The 17,156-nt window shown below is 53.9% G+C and carries 19 protein-coding genes and 1 pseudogene; 12 read left to right on the top strand and 8 right to left on the bottom strand.

Annotation, left to right across the window (positions count from 1 at the left end; genetic code table 11):
- The first annotated feature begins 51 nt into the window (after nucleotides 1-51).
- The 8 genes from INF58_RS13485 to INF58_RS13450 all read left to right on the top strand — a co-directional run bounded on the left by INF58_RS13485 (nucleotide 52) and on the right by INF58_RS13450 (nucleotide 5,403).
- Nucleotides 52-612: a lipoprotein gene (locus INF58_RS13485; RefSeq protein ID WP_063866351.1), complete on the top strand. Its 561-nt coding sequence runs from the start codon at nucleotides 52-54 to the stop codon at nucleotides 610-612.
- Nucleotides 613-740: 128 nt separating this feature from the next.
- Nucleotides 741-1,787 (top strand): dihydroorotase, encoded by a 1,047-nt coding sequence (pyrC, locus tag INF58_RS13480; protein WP_193527869.1) that lies wholly within the window; start codon nucleotides 741-743, stop codon nucleotides 1,785-1,787.
- A gap of 74 nt (nucleotides 1,788-1,861) precedes the next feature.
- Nucleotides 1,862-2,107, top strand: a complete 246-nt coding sequence (dinI, locus tag INF58_RS13475; RefSeq protein ID WP_063866349.1) for a DNA damage-inducible protein I — start codon at nucleotides 1,862-1,864, stop codon at nucleotides 2,105-2,107.
- A 274-nt stretch (nucleotides 2,108-2,381) separates the two neighbouring features.
- Nucleotides 2,382-2,636 carry a biofilm formation regulator BssS gene (bssS, locus tag INF58_RS13470; RefSeq protein WP_015570838.1) on the top strand — a complete coding sequence of 85 codons (255 nt, stop codon included), beginning with the start codon at nucleotides 2,382-2,384 and terminating at the stop codon, nucleotides 2,634-2,636.
- A gap of 112 nt (nucleotides 2,637-2,748) precedes the next feature.
- Entirely contained in the window at nucleotides 2,749-3,867 is a 1,119-nt protein-coding gene (gene solA, locus INF58_RS13465) for an N-methyl-L-tryptophan oxidase (RefSeq protein WP_193527868.1), read from the top strand.
- A gap of 50 nt (nucleotides 3,868-3,917) precedes the next feature.
- Nucleotides 3,918-4,031, top strand: coding sequence for a YceO family protein (locus INF58_RS13460; protein ID WP_063449457.1), 114 nt, complete (start codon nucleotides 3,918-3,920; stop codon nucleotides 4,029-4,031).
- A gap of 225 nt (nucleotides 4,032-4,256) precedes the next feature.
- Nucleotides 4,257-4,823 carry a cytochrome b gene (locus tag INF58_RS13455; RefSeq protein ID WP_193527867.1) on the top strand — a complete coding sequence of 189 codons (567 nt, stop codon included), beginning with the start codon at nucleotides 4,257-4,259 and terminating at the stop codon, nucleotides 4,821-4,823.
- A 1-nt stretch (nucleotide 4,824) separates the two neighbouring features.
- Nucleotides 4,825-5,403, top strand: coding sequence for a YceI family protein (locus INF58_RS13450; RefSeq protein WP_193527866.1), 579 nt, complete (start codon nucleotides 4,825-4,827; stop codon nucleotides 5,401-5,403).
- Nucleotides 5,404-5,441: 38 nt separating this feature from the next.
- Here the strand turns inward: INF58_RS13450 and INF58_RS13445 are convergent, their stop codons facing one another.
- Nucleotides 5,442-6,491, bottom strand: coding sequence for a rhodanese-related sulfurtransferase (locus INF58_RS13445; protein WP_063866346.1), 1,050 nt, complete (start codon nucleotides 6,489-6,491; stop codon nucleotides 5,442-5,444).
- Nucleotides 6,492-6,709: 218 nt separating this feature from the next.
- Between INF58_RS13445 and INF58_RS13440 the strand changes: the two genes are divergently transcribed.
- The 3 genes from INF58_RS13440 (at nucleotide 6,710) to INF58_RS13430 (ending at nucleotide 9,466) form a co-directional block, all read left to right on the top strand.
- On the top strand, nucleotides 6,710-7,636 hold the full coding sequence (locus tag INF58_RS13440) for a Kdo(2)-lipid IV(A) acyltransferase (RefSeq protein ID WP_193527865.1): 927 nt from the start codon (nucleotides 6,710-6,712) through the stop codon (nucleotides 7,634-7,636).
- Nucleotides 7,637-7,776: 140 nt separating this feature from the next.
- Nucleotides 7,777-9,012 (top strand): multidrug efflux MFS transporter MdtG, encoded by a 1,236-nt coding sequence (gene mdtG, locus INF58_RS13435; RefSeq protein ID WP_193527864.1) that lies wholly within the window; start codon nucleotides 7,777-7,779, stop codon nucleotides 9,010-9,012.
- A gap of 79 nt (nucleotides 9,013-9,091) precedes the next feature.
- On the top strand, nucleotides 9,092-9,466 hold the full coding sequence (locus INF58_RS13430) for a MysB family protein (protein WP_107535100.1): 375 nt from the start codon (nucleotides 9,092-9,094) through the stop codon (nucleotides 9,464-9,466).
- A 7-nt stretch (nucleotides 9,467-9,473) separates the two neighbouring features.
- Here the strand turns inward: INF58_RS13430 and INF58_RS13425 are convergent, their stop codons facing one another.
- From INF58_RS13425 to mdoG, 3 genes are all read right to left on the bottom strand, one after another.
- Entirely contained in the window at nucleotides 9,474-9,701 is a 228-nt protein-coding gene (locus tag INF58_RS13425; RefSeq protein ID WP_063866343.1) for a YceK/YidQ family lipoprotein, read from the bottom strand.
- Nucleotides 9,702-9,784: 83 nt separating this feature from the next.
- Nucleotides 9,785-12,313: a glucans biosynthesis glucosyltransferase MdoH gene (gene mdoH, locus INF58_RS13420; RefSeq protein WP_063449092.1), complete on the bottom strand. Its 2,529-nt coding sequence runs from the start codon at nucleotides 12,311-12,313 to the stop codon at nucleotides 9,785-9,787.
- Nucleotides 12,306-13,859, bottom strand: coding sequence for a glucans biosynthesis protein MdoG (gene mdoG, locus INF58_RS13415; protein WP_063866342.1), 1,554 nt, complete (start codon nucleotides 13,857-13,859; stop codon nucleotides 12,306-12,308). The genes mdoH and mdoG overlap by 8 nt, the downstream gene beginning before the upstream one ends.
- Before the next feature lie 255 nt (nucleotides 13,860-14,114).
- Between mdoG and mdoC the strand changes: the two genes are divergently transcribed.
- Nucleotides 14,115-15,254 (top strand): glucans biosynthesis protein MdoC, encoded by a 1,140-nt coding sequence (gene mdoC / locus INF58_RS13410; RefSeq protein WP_193527863.1) that lies wholly within the window; start codon nucleotides 14,115-14,117, stop codon nucleotides 15,252-15,254.
- A gap of 41 nt (nucleotides 15,255-15,295) precedes the next feature.
- On the opposite strand, the gene ymdB is transcribed toward mdoC, so the two are convergent.
- The 4 genes and pseudogenes from ymdB to INF58_RS13390 all read right to left on the bottom strand — a co-directional run bounded on the left by ymdB (nucleotide 15,296) and on the right by INF58_RS13390 (nucleotide 17,111).
- Entirely contained in the window at nucleotides 15,296-15,832 is a 537-nt protein-coding gene (ymdB, locus tag INF58_RS13405) for an O-acetyl-ADP-ribose deacetylase (RefSeq protein WP_107535098.1), read from the bottom strand.
- Between the two features lie 80 nt (nucleotides 15,833-15,912).
- A complete protein-coding gene (locus INF58_RS13400) occupies nucleotides 15,913-16,233 on the bottom strand; it encodes a type 1 fimbrial protein (protein WP_063449096.1) in 321 nt (106 codons plus the stop codon).
- Nucleotides 16,234-16,393: 160 nt separating this feature from the next.
- Nucleotides 16,394-16,558, bottom strand: a pseudogene (locus INF58_RS13395) (curli assembly protein CsgC); the annotation flags it as partial.
- Nucleotides 16,559-16,628: 70 nt separating this feature from the next.
- Nucleotides 16,629-17,111 (bottom strand): DUF1097 domain-containing protein, encoded by a 483-nt coding sequence (locus INF58_RS13390; protein WP_074177697.1) that lies wholly within the window; start codon nucleotides 17,109-17,111, stop codon nucleotides 16,629-16,631.
- Nucleotides 17,112-17,156 lie beyond the last annotated feature (45 nt).

Here is a 17,156-nt window from a genome sequence, read left to right as displayed (position 1 = left end):
GACATACTGGCGTATCAGGACAGATGCGCCGATTTTATGTTGAGGAACGCCATGAAAAAGATCGTTATTGCCGCTGCGTTAGTTGTCAGTGGTCTGCTGGTGGGATGTAACCAGCTTACGCAGTACACCGTCAGTGAGCAGGAAATTAATCAGGCGCTGGAAAAACATAATAACTTTTCAAAAGATATCGGCGTACCCGGCCTTGCGGATGCGCATATCGTTCTGACGAATCTCGCCAGTCAGATTGGTCGCGAGGAGCCTAACAAAGTCACCCTTTCCGGCGATGCCAGCCTGGACATGACTTCGCTGTTCGGCAATCAGAAAGCGGACATTAAGCTGAAGCTCAAGGCGCTGCCGGTCTTTAATAAAGAGAAAGGGGCAATTTTCCTGCAAGAGATGGAAATTGTGGACGCGGTTGTGACGCCGGACAAAATGAAACCGGTGCTGCAAACGCTGATGCCTTATCTCAACCAGTCGTTGCAGAACTACTTTAACCAGCAGCCCGCCTACGTTCTGAGCGAAGACAAGAGTAAGGGCGAATCTCTGGCGAAAAAATATGCCAAAGGGATAGAGGTGAAGCCGGGTGAAATCATCATTCCTTTCACCGACTAAAGTCTCCGGGCGCTCAGGCGCCCGTTTTTTTTAACGGAAGTGTGTGCAAACGAAAACGTTTCCGCTTATGATTTGTGTCCGGCAAAAACAGCCATCTTATGACTGATCTCTTTCAAGCCGGAGCTTCCATGACTGTACAATCCCAGGTTCTCAAAATCCGCCGCCCAGACGACTGGCATATCCATCTTCGTGATGGCGATATGCTGAAAACCGTCGTGCCATATACCAGCGAAATTTATGGCCGTGCGATTGTAATGCCTAACCTGGTTCCACCAGTCACCACCGTCGAGGCCGCGATCGCCTATCGCCAGCGTATCCTTGACGCCGTTCCGGCCGGGCACGATTTTACCCCGTTGATGACCTGCTACCTGACGGACTCGCTGGATCCCGATGAGGTTGAGCGCGGGTTTAACGAAGGTGTGTTCACCGCCGCGAAGCTCTACCCGGCAAACGCCACCACCAACTCCAGCCATGGGGTGACCAGCGTTGACGCCATCATGCCCGTTCTGGAGCGTATGCAAAAACTGGGGATGCCTCTGCTGGTGCACGGGGAAGTGACCCATGCTGACATTGATATTTTCGATCGTGAAGCGCGGTTTATTGAAACGGTAATGGAGCCGCTGCGCCAGCGTCTTCCGGGGCTGAAGGTGGTGTTTGAACATATCACGACCAAAGATGCCGCAGAGTACGTCCGGGATGGAAACGAACTGATTGCCGCCACCATCACCCCGCAGCACCTGATGTTTAACCGTAACCACATGCTGGTGGGCGGGGTTCGTCCACATCTGTACTGTCTGCCGATCCTTAAGCGCAATACCCACCAGCAGGCGCTGCGTGAGCTGGTGGCCAGCGGCTTCCCTCGCGCGTTTCTGGGCACGGATTCCGCCCCGCATGCCCGTCACCGGAAAGAGGCGAGCTGCGGCTGTGCAGGCTGCTTCAACGCGCCGACCGCACTCGCAAGTTACGCAACCGTGTTTGAAGAGATGAACGCGCTAGAGCATTTCGAAGCCTTCTGCTCCCTCAACGGTCCACGTTTCTACGGTCTGCCGGTCAATGACACCTTCATTGAGCTGGAGCGAAAAGAAAGCCAGGTTGAAGAGTCGATTGCGCTCACCGATGATACGCTGATCCCGTTCCTGGCCGGTGAAACCGTAAGCTGGACGGTAAAACGCTAAAAAACTGTCGCCTCCTGTTGTCAAACCGACAATATAACTGTATAAATAAACAGTATATTACACAGGGGGCATTTATGCGTATTGAAGTCACCATTGCCAAAACCACCGTCCTGCCTGCTGGCGCACTCGACGCGCTGGCGGGTGAGCTATCCCGACGTATTAACAGCACTTTTCCTGAAAACGATGGCGCCGTAACGGTACGTTATGCGACAGCAAACCATCTTTCCGTCATCGGCGGCGCGAAAGAAGACAAAGACCGCATCAGCGAAATTTTGCAGGAAACCTGGGAAAGCGCCGACGACTGGTTCATCACAGATTAAAATTTGCTCCCTCATTGTGTTTTTTTGCCGGGTCGCCCCGGCTTTTTTTCGTTTCGTCTCCTGTAAGTTCAAAATATTTCAGCATCTTCTTAGAAAATCGTGAACAAGATGGTGTTTTATTGCTCGAACAATCCTAAAAAGCATAAAAATGTGTTGCTACCCGTTTATTTTTTCCTTCTGAACCCTTATTAATTGATATACTGAAATTGCTTTCAGAAAAACATGCATTGAACCTCAAAGTCGTTGTCTTCTAACACGCATTAAGGGGGTTATAATGGAAAAGAATAGTGAAGTGATCCAGACCCATCCGCTTGTTGGCTGGGATATCAGCACCGTAGACAGCTACGATGCGCTGATGCTGCGTTTGCACTACCAGACCCCAAATCAGCAAAACCGTGATGAAGCGGAAGTTGGACAGACGCTGTGGCTTACAACAGACGTCGCCCGTCAGTTTATCTCTATTTTGGAAGCAGGCATCGCAAAAATAGAATCTGGCGACTATCAGGAAAATGAGTATAAACGGCATTAATCTTATGCCCCTTCACTCAACAGGCACCCTCGCGGTGCCTTATTTATTTCGTTCTTGTATAAGCCCACATAGTTAATTACTCTGCTAACAAAGCGTTAGTAAAGAGAAGCCTATGAAATACGATTTGATCATTATCGGAAGCGGCTCCGTAGGATCTGCCGCCGGTTATTACGCCACGCAGGCGGGTCTGAATGTGCTGATGATTGACGCCCACCTTCCCCCCCATTCTGAAGGAAGCCATCACGGCGATACCCGTTTGATCCGTCACGCTTACGGTGAAGGTGAACGCTATGTACCGCTGGTGCTTCGGGCTCAGACGCTGTGGGACGAGCTGGCGGCACGCACCGAGGAGCGCATTTTTGAGCGCACCGGGGTCATTAACCTCGGGCCTTCCAGCTCCACGTTTCTGGCGAACGTCGAGGAGAGCGCGAAAGCCTACAGCCTGGACGTAGAGCGTCTTGATGCGAACGGCATTATGACGCGCTGGCCGGAAATTTCTGTCCCTGAAGATTACATTGGATTGTTTGAAGCCAACTCCGGCGTGCTGCACAGCGAAACGGCCATTAAGACCTGGATCGATCTCGCTGCCAAAGCGGGCTGCGCGCAGTTGTTCAACTGTCCGGTCACGGGCATCACCCACCAAGCCGATGGTTCAACCGTCACCACGTCTGAGGGTGAATATACCGCCGCACGCCTGCTGGTCAGTGCGGGAACGTGGGTGACAAAACTGCTGCCGGACCTGCCCATCCAGCCGGTGCGCAAAGTCTTCTCATGGTTCCAGTCTGACGGGCGTTACAGCAGCCAGAACAAATTCCCGGCGTTTACGGGCGAATTACCCAATGGCGATCAGTTCTACGGTTTCCCTTCGGAAAAAGACGCGCTCAAGATAGGCAAACACAACGGCGGGCAGGTTATTTCCTCTGCGGAAGAGCGCAAGCCGTACGGAGCCTATCCGCAGGATGGTTCCGAAGCCTTCACGTTCCTGCGTAATATTCTGCCGGGCGTAGGCGGATTGCTTTACGGCGCAGCGTGCACCTACGACAACACGCCGGATGAAGACTTCATTATCGACACGCTGCCCGGACACGACAATACCCTGATCGTAACCGGGCTCAGCGGTCACGGGTTTAAATTTGCGTCGGTGCTAGGCGAAATCGCCGCCCAGTTTGCGCAGGGGATCGCGCCTTCGTTTGATCTCACCCCCTTCGCGCTCTCGCGCTTTGACAGATAATACCTCCACAGGCTCCGAATAACCGGAGCCTGTTTAGCGAGAGGGGCATGATGCGCAGACTGGTGAATTATCTGATCAATAACATTCGCGAGCATTTCATGCTCTACATTGTGCTCTGGTCGCTGCTGGCGATCGTTGACGTCATCTATATCGTATTCTTTTGAGAATACTCGCTGACATTTACTGACACTCCTTTAAGCTTATTTAACTTCTGTTTTTTATAAAAATCATCTCAAATTTATTGAACGAAGCGATTGAATTACATCGCGCAAACACATTCAAATTCGCTGAAATAAATTAAATAAAAATCATTATTCTTTTTTTTCAGTTGCATTATTTATTTAACCCGTTCATTTTTAGTGCTCAGACATTTGAGAACGGAAATTCATATGCAATGGCGTAACTCCTCCAGCCGCTACGGAATAATATCCATGTGTTTACACTGGCTATTTGCGCTTGCCGTCTATGCCATGTTTGGTCTCGGCCTCTGGATGGTGACATTAAGCTATTATGACGGTTGGTATCATCAGGCTCCCGAATTGCACAAAAGCATTGGGGTTCTGCTGATGATGGGTCTGGTTATTCGCGTGATCTGGCGACATGTCTCTCCGCCCCCACCTGCCCCCAGGAGCCATGGTCGTTTTACCCGCATCAGCGCTGTAGGCGCACATATCGCACTCTATGCCCTGCTGTTCGCCATTCTGATCAGCGGCTATCTCATTTCGACCGCAGACGGCAAGCCGATCAGCGTGTTTGGACTTTTCGACGTCCCTGCCACGCTGGCTGACGCCGGTTCACAGGCTGACACCGCAGGTGCGGTTCATCTGTGGCTGGCATGGAGCGTGGTGATCTTATCGGTTCTGCACGGCCTTGCGGCCCTGAAACACCACTTTATTGATAAAGACGATACGCTGAAGCGCATGCTTGGCCGTTCGTCAGTTGACTCTGGAGCATAAAATGAAAAAACGCCTGTTGGGTATCGCATTAGGTTCGCTGTTATTCACCACCGGTTCGGCTGTCGCTGCTGACTATAAAATTGATAAAGAGGGTCAGCATGCCTTCGTCAATTTCCGTATTCAACATCTGGGTTACAGCTGGTTATATGGCACGTTCAATGATTTCGATGGCACATTTACTTTCGACGAGAAAAACCCTGCTGCCGATAAAGTGAATGTCACCATTAACACCAACAGCGTCGATACTAACCACGCCGAGCGTGATAAACATCTGCGCAGCGCTGAATTCCTGAACGTGGCGAAATTCCCGCAAGCCACCTTCGCGTCGACAGAGGTGAAGAAAGACGGTGATGAGCTGAATATTACCGGTAATCTGACGCTGAACGGCGTAACAAAACCGGTAACGCTGGAAGCGAAATTAATCGGCCAGGGCGACGACCCGTGGGGCGGCAAACGCGCTGGTTTTGAAGCCGCAGGCAAAATTCATCTGAAAGATTTTAATATCACCACGGATTTAGGCCCGGCATCGCAGGATGTGGAGCTGATTATTTCGGTGGAAGGCGTTCAGCAGAAGTCTTAAAAAAGGCCCGGCAGGCTTTTGCGCTGCCGGGCATCGTTTTACTCCGGGTCCGGAATACCCAGTTTGGTATTCAGTCGACCCCGGGATTTATTAAAAATCTTATTCCCGTTCTCGCGGCCGGCACGGCGGCGGCGTTGCTCTTCTTCAGGCAGCAGACTCTCTTCACTGCACAGCTCGCTACAGCAGCCATTGTACTTCTCGGCACAGGCAGGACACTGAATAAACAGCAGATGACAACCGTCGTTTTTGCAGTTGGTATGCGTATCGCACGGCGTACCGCACTGGTGGCAGTGCGCGATCACATCCTCTGAAATTCGCTCGCCCATACGCTCGTCAAACACAAAGTTCTTACCGATAAAACGCACCGGTAAACCCTGCTCGCGGGCGCGGCGGGCATACTCAATGATCCCGCCCTCAATGTGCCAGACTTTATTAAAACCGTTGTGCTTCATCCAGGCACTGGCTTTTTCGCAGCGGATCCCCCCGGTGCAGTACATCACGATCTTTTTGTCTTTATGCTCCTGCATCATCTCTACGGCTTTCGGCAGCTGCTCGCGGAAGGTGTCGGCAGGGATCTCCATCGCGTTTTCAAAGTGGCCCACTTCATATTCATAGTGGTTACGCATATCGATGAATACCGCGTCCGGATCGTCGAGCATCGCATTCACTTCAGCGGCCTTAAGGTACTCACCCACATTGCCGGCATTGAAGCTCGGATCGTCAATACCATCCGCCACAATACGCTCACGCACCTTCATGCGCAGCACCCAGAATGATTTACCGTCATCATCCAGCGCAATGTTCAGGCGCACCCCATCAAGCGCGGGATCAAACCCGTAGAGGAGATCGCGGAAGGCGCTGACCTTGCTTTCCGGCACGCTGATCTGCGCGTTAATCCCCTCTCGCGCCAGATAGACGCGGCCAAACACGTTCAGGGCGGTGAAAGCCTGGTAAAGCGCATCGCGGGTCGCCTGTGGATCGTTGATGGTGAAATATTTATAGAAAGAGATCGTTGTGCGCGGTTCGGTTTCGGCCAACATGCGCGCTTTCAACATCTCATTCGAAACACGGTTGTGTAACACTGGCATGGTGTACAAGTCCTGCAATCGCTGAGAAATAAAAATCGGTCGGCATGATATAGCAAACAAAGACAATTTACATCCACACAATTTACGCTACATTTCAGTCAATCTGATTTATCAGACTTAACACTTGCAGACTCTTTCATGTTTCGATGACAGATATTTTGGCTATCAATTAAAAAATGAGACAATAGCCCTTCAGGACGTAAGAACACAGGACAGACATGACCCAGTTACCGAAATTTACTGCCGCGCTTTTGCACCCCCGCTATTGGTTAACCTGGTCAGGCATTGGCTTGTTGTGGCTCATTGTGCAGCTGCCTTATCCGCTTATTTTCCGCATGGGTAAAGGACTGGGCCGCATTGCTCTACCGTTTATGAAGCGTCGCGCCAGGATCGCGTATCGCAACCTTGAGCTTTGCTTTCCTCAGATGAGTGAATCTGAGCGCCACGACAGGGTGGTGAAAAACTTCGAATCGGTCGGTATGGGGCTGATGGAGACCGGCATGGCCTGGTTCTGGTCAGATAAGCGCATGGCGCGCTGGACGGAAGTGGCCGGCACCGGCATGGATCCCGTGCATCATCTCCAGGCCAACCAGACTGGCGTCCTGCTGATTGGCGTTCATTTCCTGACCCTCGAAATTGGCGCACGCATGTTCGGTATGCAGGCGCCAGGTATTGGCGTTTATCGTCCTAACGACAATCCGGTGATCGATTTGATCCAGACCAACGGACGCATGCGCTCCAACAAAAGCATGATCGACCGCAAAGATCTGAAGGGAATGATCCGCGCCCTGAAATCAGGTGAGGTGGTCTGGTATGCCCCTGATCATGACTACGGCCCGCAATCCAGCGTGTTTGTCCCGTTCTTTGCGGTTGAAGAGGCCGCGACCACCACCGGGACCTGGATGCTGGCGCGGATGTCCAAAGCCGCTATCGTGCCGTTTGTGCCACGCCGTAAGCCGGACGGTTCAGGCTATCAGCTCATCATGCTGGAGCCGGAACTCGCTCCGCCGCTCGACGACGCGGAAACCACCGCGCGCTGGATGAACGGCATTGTCGAGAAATGCATTATGCTCGCCCCGGAGCAGTACATGTGGCTGCATCGCCGCTTCAAAACCCGGCCTCAGGGCGTCCCTTCTCGTTATTAATCGACATGCGGCCTTCCGGGTCGCATGTTGTTTTAGCTTTAAAAGCTCCCGTCATTGCGGCAATCATAACCCTGGCGCATAATTAGCAGGCTTATTACCTCACTGGTCACGGTGCCCTGCACCCCATAATGCGGATAGTTATGTCCCCCTCAGATGCTCCCATAAACTGGAAACGTAACCTGACGGTTGCGTGGCTGGGCTGTTTTCTCACCGGCTCCGCCTTCAGCCTGGTTATGCCCTTCCTGCCCCTTTACGTTGAACAGCTCGGCGTGACCGGCCACAGCGCGCTGAATATGTGGTCCGGGCTGGTGTTCAGCATTACGTTCCTGTTCTCCGCCATTGCGTCGCCGTTCTGGGGTGGCCTGGCCGACCGTAAAGGCCGCAAAATCATGCTGCTGCGCTCCGCGCTCGGGATGGCAATCATTATGCTGCTGATGGGCGTGGCGCAAAACGTCTGGCAGTTCCTGATCTTACGCGCGCTCCTGGGTCTGCTCGGAGGGTTTATCCCGAATGCTAACGCCCTGATTGCCACCCAAATCCCGCGCCAGAAAAGCGGCTGGGCGTTGGGTACGCTTTCCACTGGCGGCGTAAGCGGCGCGCTGCTCGGTCCGCTGGCAGGCGGGCTGTTGGCCGACCACTACGGACTGCGGCCGGTCTTCTTCATTACCGCCAGCGTGTTGTTCCTCTGCTTCCTCGTGACGCTTATCTGCATCCGCGAGAATTTCACCCCCGTGGCCAAAAAAGAGATGCTGCACGCCCGTGACGTGCTGGCCTCGCTGAAAAACCCAAAGCTGGTGCTGAGCCTGTTTGTGACCACCATGATTATCCAGGTGGCTACTGGTTCCATTGCGCCTATTTTGACGCTTTATGTGCGTGATCTGGCCGGAAACGTCGGAAACATTGCCTTTATCAGCGGACTGATCGCCTCCGTGCCCGGCGTGGCCGCGCTGCTGAGCGCGCCGCGGCTCGGCAAGCTGGGAGACCGCATCGGCCCGGAGAAGATCCTCATCTGCGCCCTGATTGTCTCCGTTCTGCTGCTTATTCCCATGTCGATGGTGCAATCGCCGTGGCAGCTCGGGGTGCTGCGCTTCCTGCTGGGGGCTGCGGACGGCGCGTTGCTTCCGGCGGTGCAGACGCTGCTGGTTTATAACTCCACCAACCAGATTGCCGGGCGTATTTTCAGCTACAACCAGTCGTTTCGCGATCTGGGTAACGTCACCGGGCCACTGGTCGGGGCGGGGGTTTCGGCCAGTTTTGGTTTCCGGGCCGTTTTTATCGTGACGGCAGGCGTCGTGCTGTTCAACGCCGTCTATTCCTGGCTCAGCTTGTCCCGGGCGCTACGCCCGGCGCGCATAACACAACATCGTGACGGCTAATTTTCTTATTCATACTTGCAAAATCATATAATCAGCTATTCTTTCCCTGAATACCTTCACGAAAAACAGGGAGACACTAATGACCATGTACGCCACGCTGGAAGAAGCAATTGATGCCGCTCGCGAAGAATTCCTCGCCGATAATCCCGGCATTGAGGAAGAAGATGCTGACGTGCAACAACTCAATATCCAAAAATATGTCCTACAGGACGGCGATATTATGTGGCAGGCCGAGTTCTTTGCTGATGAAGGTGAAGACGGAGAATGTCTGCCGATGCTGAGTGGTGAAGGTGCGCAGGCCGTATTCGACGGCGACTATGACGAAATTGAGTTACGTCAGGAGTGGCTCGAAGAAAATACGCTGCACGAATGGGACGAAGGTGAGTTTCAGCTCGAACCGCCGCTGGATACGGAAGAAGGTCAGGCCGCAGCGGATGAATGGGACGAGCGTTAAGCTCCCGCTACTCGTACGGGCCGTGGCTGGCATCGATGGGCAGCAATAGCGTATCGAAAATCAGCGAAAACGGCAGATCGAGCACGGTGAGATAGCGCCACGCGGAATCGCGCACATCCCACTGTACGCCGGGATAGTACTGATTTCCGTGGCCCTGTCCGGGGATGGTGCGGCTGATAATGCTGCCGCAGCCGCTGAGCAGGCATGCCATCATCACGACAATGAATATTCTCATGAGTAACCTCTAAAAAAATACCGGCGATTAAGCCGGTATTTTATTTGGCGGGAGGCACTTCGCTTACCGCCCTACTTAACAACTTATTTCGCCTTCAGCGCCAGCGGGTTCAGCTTCACGTCTTTATAGTAGTTCACCCACGAAGAATATCTCTCCGGCGCGGACCACACGCGGTAGTGAAGCCTTGCCATCGTCACCGGATCGCTCAGCAGCACCAGACGACGATCGCGGTTAAGCTTTTCTGGCGTCTCGTTCAGCGCCTGCTCAACGTGGCGATCGCGGGCGATCTCCAGCACCTGGCTGGCGCGGTGACGCGCGGTCGCCATTGCGGTTGCCAGGGCGTTGAATGACGGGTTGAACACGGCGTGCATAAAGCCATCATCCAGCGTGCGTTTGCGGTTCTGCTCCAGGTAGGTATCGGTATCCACCAGCACCTGCGGCGGAGAATACTCTTCCGGGATCAGGAACAGCTTCCAGCGTTTGGTACGCAGGCCCACCGTCGAACGGCTGGAGATCACCGACACAAACGGCGACAGGATCAGCGAGAAGACGATTGGCGCAAGCCAGAACAGGAAACGCAGATCCAGCCATGCCATCCCGACGGCCCACACCAGCCCCAGCAGCAGCTGAGAGCCGTGGCGCATAAAGGCTTCACTCCACGGCGTGGAGTCATCGTCACGCTGCGGTGAATTCCACACCACTTCCCATCCCAGGAACGCGCTCACCACGAATACCGTGTGAAACAGCATACGCACCGGTGCCAGCAGGACCGAGAACAGCACTTCCAGCAGCAGTGAAAGGGTTACGCGGCAGAAACCACCGTACTCCTTCGAACCTTTACACCAGATCAGAACGATACTGAGCAGCTTCGGCAGGAACAGCAGCACCATGGTCGACGCGAACAGCGCAATCGCCAGCTCCGGACGCCACTGCGGCCACACCGGGAACAGCTGGCGCGGTTGCAGGAAGTACTGCGGCTCCGTCAGGGCATGCACGACCTGCAACGCGGTCGAGAGCGCGAGGAACATAAACCACAGCGGTGCAGAGAGATAGGACATCACGCCCGTCAGGAACACCGCCCGGTGAACAGGGTGCATCCCCTTCACCAGGAACAGGCGGAAGTTCATCAGGTTACCGTGACACCAGCGGCGGTCACGCTTGAGCTCATCCAGCAGGTTCGGCGGCAGCTCTTCATACGAGCCCGGCAGATCGTAGGCAATCCAGACGCCCCACCCTGCACGGCGCATCAGCGCGGCTTCCACAAAGTCATGCGACAGAATGGACCCGGCAAATGACCCTTCACCCGGCAGCGGCGCCAGCGCACAATGCTCGATGAACGGCTTCACGCGGATAATGGCGTTGTGGCCCCAGTAGTGAGACTCGCCCAGCTGCCAGAAGTGCAGACCGGCGGTAAACAGCGGCCCGTAGACGCGGGTCGCAAACTGCTGGCAGCGCGCATACAGCGTGTCCATACCGGAGGCTTTTGGCGAAGACTGAATGATACCCGCGTTCGGGTTAGCTTCCATCAGACGCACCAGACCGCTCAGGCAATCGCCGCTCATGACGGAGTCTGCATCCAGTACCACCATATAGCTGTACTGGTTACCCCAACGACGACAGAAGTCATCAATGTTCCCGCTTTTACGCTTCACGCGACGACGACGACGACGGTAGAAGATCTGTCCTTCGCCCTGCACTTCGGCAATCAGCTCCATCCAGGCTTTTTGCTCTGCCACGCAGATATCCGGGTTGTAGCTGTCGCTCAGGATGTAGACGTCGAAATGCGCCGCGTTACCGGTCGCCTTCACGGACTCCCAGGTTGCACGCAGCCCTGCGAATACGCGGTCAACGTCTTCGTTACAGATAGGCATGATCAGCGCGGTACGGTGCTCGGGATTCAGGGGTTCATCCCCGACCGTTGACGCGGAAATGCTGTATTTGTCACGTCCCATCAGCAGTTGCAGGAAGCCCATCAGCGCGGTCCAGAACCCGGCGGAGACCCAGCAGAACAGCACGGCGAACAGCAGAAGGATGCCGCTCTGTAAAATGTACGGCAGCAGCTGCATGAAGGAGACCCAGATATCCTGGCCAATCATGTCAGCAGGGTTAATCAGCGCCCAGCCCTGGTACGGCAGAATGGTTTTCATGTACCAGGTGGCGACGACCGTTTGCGCCAGCGTCAGCAGCAGCAGAATGTAACGACGAATCGTTCCCACGGTACGCCATTTCTGCTCGGACGCCTGCTGTTCTTTGGTCAGACGTGACAGATAGCGCGGCGTTACGTCACGCCCACGCAGGCGATCCCAGAAGCGGCCCACCGGGTTGGTGCGCCACGGGTCGGGGAACATAGAGGAACGCGTGGCCTTCGGCATTGCCTGTAGCTGGTCACGCCCTTCGTCATCCTTGATCAGCTGCCCTTCAGCCAGCGAGTCCGGCCATGCCTGCTCCAGACGTGCCTTCACTGACCCCAGCGGCGTATCATCATCACGGGAAAAGTGACGGTGTTCGCCATCCAGCGCGGTGTGAACCGCGCGGATGTCGCTCGCAGGGAGTGCCGCTTTTTCAATGTCCGTCAGCGGCATGGCATCAATATATTCAGATGTATTATTCATTGGCAGGTAGCTGATAGCTCCAGGTTTCACTCAGCGGCTTATCGTTACTGACCAGCGCGGCGCGCATTTCAGTGGTCTGTTTCGGATCTTTCACCTTCACGCGCAGGGTCAAACGCCACCCTTTGGTCACCGGATTGTAGCGCACGGCGTTCTCAACGATTTCACCGTTATCGCCAATGCTCGCCTGTGACGTCACGGCAGTATCCGGCGCCAGTTTTTTCATATCCTGCCCGGTGAAGTCCACGATAAACGCCAGCGTGCCATCCGGCTGACGAATCAGGTTGGACTGCTTCACGTCACCCGTCGAACGACGCGTCTGCATCACGTACGCGTTATCCGGCGCGTGCAGTTTGTCTTCGTCACGGCTAAAGGTGATCGCATACTTGAAGTTCATCTCTTTACCGGCTTCCGGCAGCTGATCCGGTGTCCAGTACGCCACGATGTTATCGTTGGTTTCATCGTTGGTTGGAATTTCAACCAGCTCAACCTTGCCTTTACCCCAGTCGCCTTTCGGCGTAACCCAGGCGCTTGGGCGCAGATCGTAGCGGTCATCCAGATCTTCGAAGCGGGAGAACTGACGGCCACGTTGCAGCAGACCAAAGCCCTGCGGGTTTTCCATCGCAAAGCTGCTGACCGCGAGGTGTTTCGGGTTGTTCAGCGGACGCCAGATCCACTCGCCGTTACCGGCATGGATGGAGAGGCCATTAGAATCATGCAGTTGAGGACGGAAGTTGGTTGCCGGAGACGGCTGATTCGGCCCAAACAGGAACATACTGGTCAGCGGCGCAACGCCCAGCTTGCCCACTTTATCGCGCAGGTAAACTTTAGACTGCACGTCAACCACCGTGTCACGCCCAGGCATGATCACGAAGCGATAAGCGCCGGTCGCACGAGGGGAGTCCAGCAGCGCATAAATTGTCAGACGTTTGTCGGTTGGTTTTGGACGTTCGATCCAGAACTCGCGAAAACGAGGGAATTCTTCACCTGATGGCAGCGCGGTATCAATCGCCAGACCGCGCGCAGAAAGCCCGTACACCTGCCCCGCGCCAATCACGCGGAAGTAGCTGGCGCCAAGCATGCTGACGATTTCGTCGTTTTTATCTTTGCTGTTAATCGGATAAAGCACCTTGAAGCCTGCGAAGCCGAGGTCTTTCACCGTGTCTTTATCGTGTTGCACATCGCCAAAATTGAAATAATCCGGGCTGTACTTGATTTTGCGTACCGCGGTCGCCGTCACTTCATTGATGGCAACCGGCGTGTCGAAGTACATACCCTGGTGGTAAAATTCAAGCTTGAACGGGGTTTTAATATTGTTCCAGTACGCTTTATCGTGATTGAACTGGATCTGCTGATAGTCCGCGTATTTCATGTCGCGGAAAACGGAGGGCAGGTTACTTTTTGGCGCTTCATAGCTCTTGCCCGCCATCGATTTTGCCTGTTTTGCGACATCATCGATGTTAAAGGCCAGTGCAGATGAGGTATACAGTGACAACAGCACTGCAACACCCAACCAACGCATTTTCATCATTTGTGGTTTATGTTTCATAATAAGTAAGCACTTCCCCCTTTGTGTGCTTATATCGATCCGATCCATTTTAATGGAAACTCAGGCAATCCGACAACATTATCACTGCTTTGTTCAGCTCGCTGGCTCATGGATTAAGCAAATGAAAGAACCCGCTTTTCACTTTGCGTGCTTATCCTGGAGACAGGGTGTCGGTCTTGGTGTAGGGTTGGCTCCGAATGTAACCATTATGAGCCTTAGGGATAAGGCGAAAAGTCTGAGAATGCGCAAAGTTATATGAGCACAACCCCTGTACAACGTGAATATTTCCTCGACTCGATCCGCGCATGGCTCATGCTATTGGGGATCCCTTTTCATATTTCACTGATTTATTCCAGCCACACCTGGCACGTGAACAGTCAGATGCCTTCCTGGTGGCTTACGCTGTTTAATGATTTTATTCATGCCTTCCGCATGCAGGTGTTTTTTGTCATTTCTGGATATTTCTCCTACATGCTCTTTTTGCGCTATCCCCTGAAGCGTTGGTGGAAAGTGCGCATGGAGCGCGTGGGCATACCGATGTTGACGGCCATCCCGCTGCTGACGCTGCCGCAGTTCATTATGTTGCAGTATGTTAAAGGCAAGACGGAAACCTGGTCGAATCTCTCCCTTTATGAGAAATACAACACCCTGGTCTGGGAGCTGATTTCCCACCTCTGGTTCCTGCTGGTTCTGGTGGTGTTAACCACGGTGAGCTTGCTGATCTTCAGCCGGCTGCGCCAGCGCGCAAGTTCAACATCCTCTGCCTTTTTCGCCAACATCACTCTGGGCAAGCTGTCGCTGCTGTTTCTTGCGCTGGGGATTGCGTATGCCGCCGTCAGGCGTACCCTGTTCGTTGTCTATCCCCCTGTTCTGAGCGATGGGCTGTTTAATTTCGTGGTGATGCAGACGCTGTTCTACATTCCTTTCTTCCTGATTGGCGCGCTGGCGTTTATTCATCCGCGGCTTAAAGCGCTGTTTACCACCCCCTCCCCCTGGTGTGCAGTGGGTGCTGCGCTGGCCTTTGCAGCCTATCTTCTCAATCAGCGCTACGGCAGCGGGGACGCGTGGATGTATGAAACCGAGAGCGTGATAACGATGCTGATGGGCCTGTGGATGGTGAACGTGGTGTTCGCGCTGGGCCATCGCCTGCTGAATTTTAAATCCAGCCGCGTAACCTATTTCGTTAATGCTTCGCTGTTTATCTACCTGGTTCACCATCCGCTGACGCTGTTTTTCGGGGCATACATTACGCCACATATTGCCTCGAATGCGCTGGGCTTCTTCACCGGTCTGGTCTTTGTGGTTGGCATTGCCATCGTGCTGTATGAAATCCACCTGCGGATCCCGCTTTTGCGTTTCCTTTTTTCAGGCAAACCTCAGGTTAAAGCGGGATAACAAAACGGCGCCATCAGGGCGCCGTTTTTGCATCTCAGACATCAAAATAGCTGGCTGCGCTCGGTTAAAATCCGCTGATAGAGGTCGGCGGTGTGCTCATCGAAACAGACAAAAATAACTTTTTCCGGCATGGGCTTAAGGGAAAGGTAGTGATAAACGGTATTTACGGCGATATTTGCTGCCGCTTCCTTTGGATAACCGTAAACCCCCGTGCTGATGGCAGGAAACGCCATGGTCTTATAGCCGTTATCGGCCGCAAGCCGCAGGCAGTTACGATACGCCTGCTCCAGAATCTCAGCTTCATGATGGTCGCCGCCGTGCCAGACGGGGCCAACGGTATGGATCACCGCTTTGGCCGGGAGATCCCCCGCCAGCGTAATGACGGCATGCCCCGGGGGGCACTCTCCCTGCTGCTGGCGCACGGTTTTGCATGCTTCCAGAAGCTGTGGGCCTGCGGCCCGGTGAATGGCGCCGTCCACTCCCCCTCCGCCCAGCAAGGAGGAATTGGCTGCGTTGACGATCACGTCAACGTGCACCGTCGTGATATCGCCATGAATAACGTCGATTTGCGGTCTCATAAACACCCTCTGCAACCCGCCCTTTTCTTAAGTGTATCGCAGAGGGAGAGGGAGAAAAACCGTCGTGAAAGATACGACTGCTAGCGGTAGTCCACCTGAACAACCGCGAGCGTTTTCTCTTCATTCAGGTATTTCATGGTGACAGCGGCCAGGTTTGAATGAGGATGATGTCCCCGGAGCGCCTCGTCATAACTGATGGTATGCGTTTTCATGCGGTTATTTTCCGGGCAGGAAATCGCAAACTGCTGATGCTGAGGAGCGACTTCGCACGGATCGGCCACCACCGCGCCACGAAAATGAATAACCCCACCATTTTCAATGGTTGCGGAATAAGCCGGAGAAAAAAAAGAGGACAGGATCAGTCCCAGACCAGAAATAATACACGCTGCGGATTTGAACATTATTTGTACTCCTCAATGAAATTCGTCCATGAGGGGTAAAAACGCTCCGTTATGACCTGTGAAGTATCAATTCAAGCAACCCGATTACCGGGTTCTTGATATCAGCATAGCTTACCTGCGCAGCGCCGCCACTTTAATAAATGATTGATTTCATGAATGATTAAAGCGTACTGGCCGGTGCATTCCACTGCTGCGATAAATGGAGCGAATTTTCATCAGAAACGGTGACAATCATTTTTACCGCATCCCCTGAGTGAATATTTAAACCGATCCGCGTTAAATCAATCGGCTGATTAACGGGTATAAGAAGGGTATTTTTCTGCCGCGCCGCCGCCGAACTGTTTTACGTTGATCGACAGTGCAACAAAAAGGCGAGATTTCCGTCTCGCCTTTTTTTATTCACTTACCGCCGAAACGTTCTGGCTCTTCTCGCGTCGGGCTGCCAGCCAGAGGCCGCTGTTCTTCATGGCATAGCCAAACAGTAAACCCAGCATGAGTGAAGGAACCACCAGCTTCCAGTCCCCCTGCCCTGCAAAGGTCGCGCAGGCGCCCATGAACGTGCCGGGCACAAAGGACAACAGCAGATGTTTTGCCTGAACGCACATCAGGAAGGCCACAATACCGGTCATGACGTAACCCAGGATTTCCATATGCGGTGCCAGCGCGCTGCCTTTCATAATGACCAGCGCCCAGACCACGCCACTTAGCAACGTGCAGCCTGAAATAAACAGCCCTTTGAGACCGCCCTGCGGGCAGGCGAAGTAGGCCGTGCAGCCAAGGAAACCGGCCCAGCTCAACAAACCGAGCGACACCGCCACCCAACCCCAAAGGCCGGAAAGGATGCCAGTCGTGATTGCAATACAAAGTAATATATTCATGGTGCGCATCTTAGCAGATGCGCACCCGGGAAATGAGATCGGAAG

The sequence above is a fragment of the Enterobacter cloacae complex sp. P24RS genome, from assembly GCF_014982165.1.
GTDB lineage: Bacteria > Pseudomonadota > Gammaproteobacteria > Enterobacterales > Enterobacteriaceae > Enterobacter > Enterobacter quasihormaechei.
Note: the sequence above shows the minus strand (reverse complement) of the source record. Positions and strands in the feature narration are given on the sequence as shown.

Excerpts from the sequence above, each read along its gene's own strand:
- INF58_RS13485 (WP_063866351.1), top strand. The coding sequence starts at position 52 with ATGAAAAAGATCGTTATTGCCGCTGCGTTAGTTGTCAGTGGTCTGCTG.
- pyrC (WP_193527869.1), top strand. The coding sequence starts at position 741 with ATGACTGTACAATCCCAGGTTCTCAAAATCCGCCGCCCAGACGACTGG.
- dinI (WP_063866349.1), top strand. The coding sequence starts at position 1,862 with ATGCGTATTGAAGTCACCATTGCCAAAACCACCGTCCTGCCTGCTGGC.
- bssS (WP_015570838.1), top strand. The coding sequence starts at position 2,382 with ATGGAAAAGAATAGTGAAGTGATCCAGACCCATCCGCTTGTTGGCTGG.
- solA (WP_193527868.1), top strand. The coding sequence starts at position 2,749 with ATGAAATACGATTTGATCATTATCGGAAGCGGCTCCGTAGGATCTGCC.
- INF58_RS13460 (WP_063449457.1), top strand. The coding sequence starts at position 3,918 with ATGCGCAGACTGGTGAATTATCTGATCAATAACATTCGCGAGCATTTC.
- INF58_RS13455 (WP_193527867.1), top strand. The coding sequence starts at position 4,257 with ATGCAATGGCGTAACTCCTCCAGCCGCTACGGAATAATATCCATGTGT.
- INF58_RS13450 (WP_193527866.1), top strand. The coding sequence starts at position 4,825 with ATGAAAAAACGCCTGTTGGGTATCGCATTAGGTTCGCTGTTATTCACC.
- INF58_RS13445 (WP_063866346.1), bottom strand. The coding sequence starts at position 6,491 with ATGCCAGTGTTACACAACCGTGTTTCGAATGAGATGTTGAAAGCGCGC.
- INF58_RS13440 (WP_193527865.1), top strand. The coding sequence starts at position 6,710 with ATGACCCAGTTACCGAAATTTACTGCCGCGCTTTTGCACCCCCGCTAT.
- mdtG (WP_193527864.1), top strand. The coding sequence starts at position 7,777 with ATGTCCCCCTCAGATGCTCCCATAAACTGGAAACGTAACCTGACGGTT.
- INF58_RS13430 (WP_107535100.1), top strand. The coding sequence starts at position 9,092 with ATGACCATGTACGCCACGCTGGAAGAAGCAATTGATGCCGCTCGCGAA.
- INF58_RS13425 (WP_063866343.1), bottom strand. The coding sequence starts at position 9,701 with ATGAGAATATTCATTGTCGTGATGATGGCATGCCTGCTCAGCGGCTGC.
- mdoH (WP_063449092.1), bottom strand. The coding sequence starts at position 12,313 with ATGAATAATACATCTGAATATATTGATGCCATGCCGCTGACGGACATT.
- mdoG (WP_063866342.1), bottom strand. The coding sequence starts at position 13,859 with ATGAAACATAAACCACAAATGATGAAAATGCGTTGGTTGGGTGTTGCA.
- mdoC (WP_193527863.1), top strand. The coding sequence starts at position 14,115 with ATGAGCACAACCCCTGTACAACGTGAATATTTCCTCGACTCGATCCGC.
- ymdB (WP_107535098.1), bottom strand. The coding sequence starts at position 15,832 with ATGAGACCGCAAATCGACGTTATTCATGGCGATATCACGACGGTGCAC.
- INF58_RS13400 (WP_063449096.1), bottom strand. The coding sequence starts at position 16,233 with ATGTTCAAATCCGCAGCGTGTATTATTTCTGGTCTGGGACTGATCCTG.
- INF58_RS13390 (WP_074177697.1), bottom strand. The coding sequence starts at position 17,111 with ATGAATATATTACTTTGTATTGCAATCACGACTGGCATCCTTTCCGGC.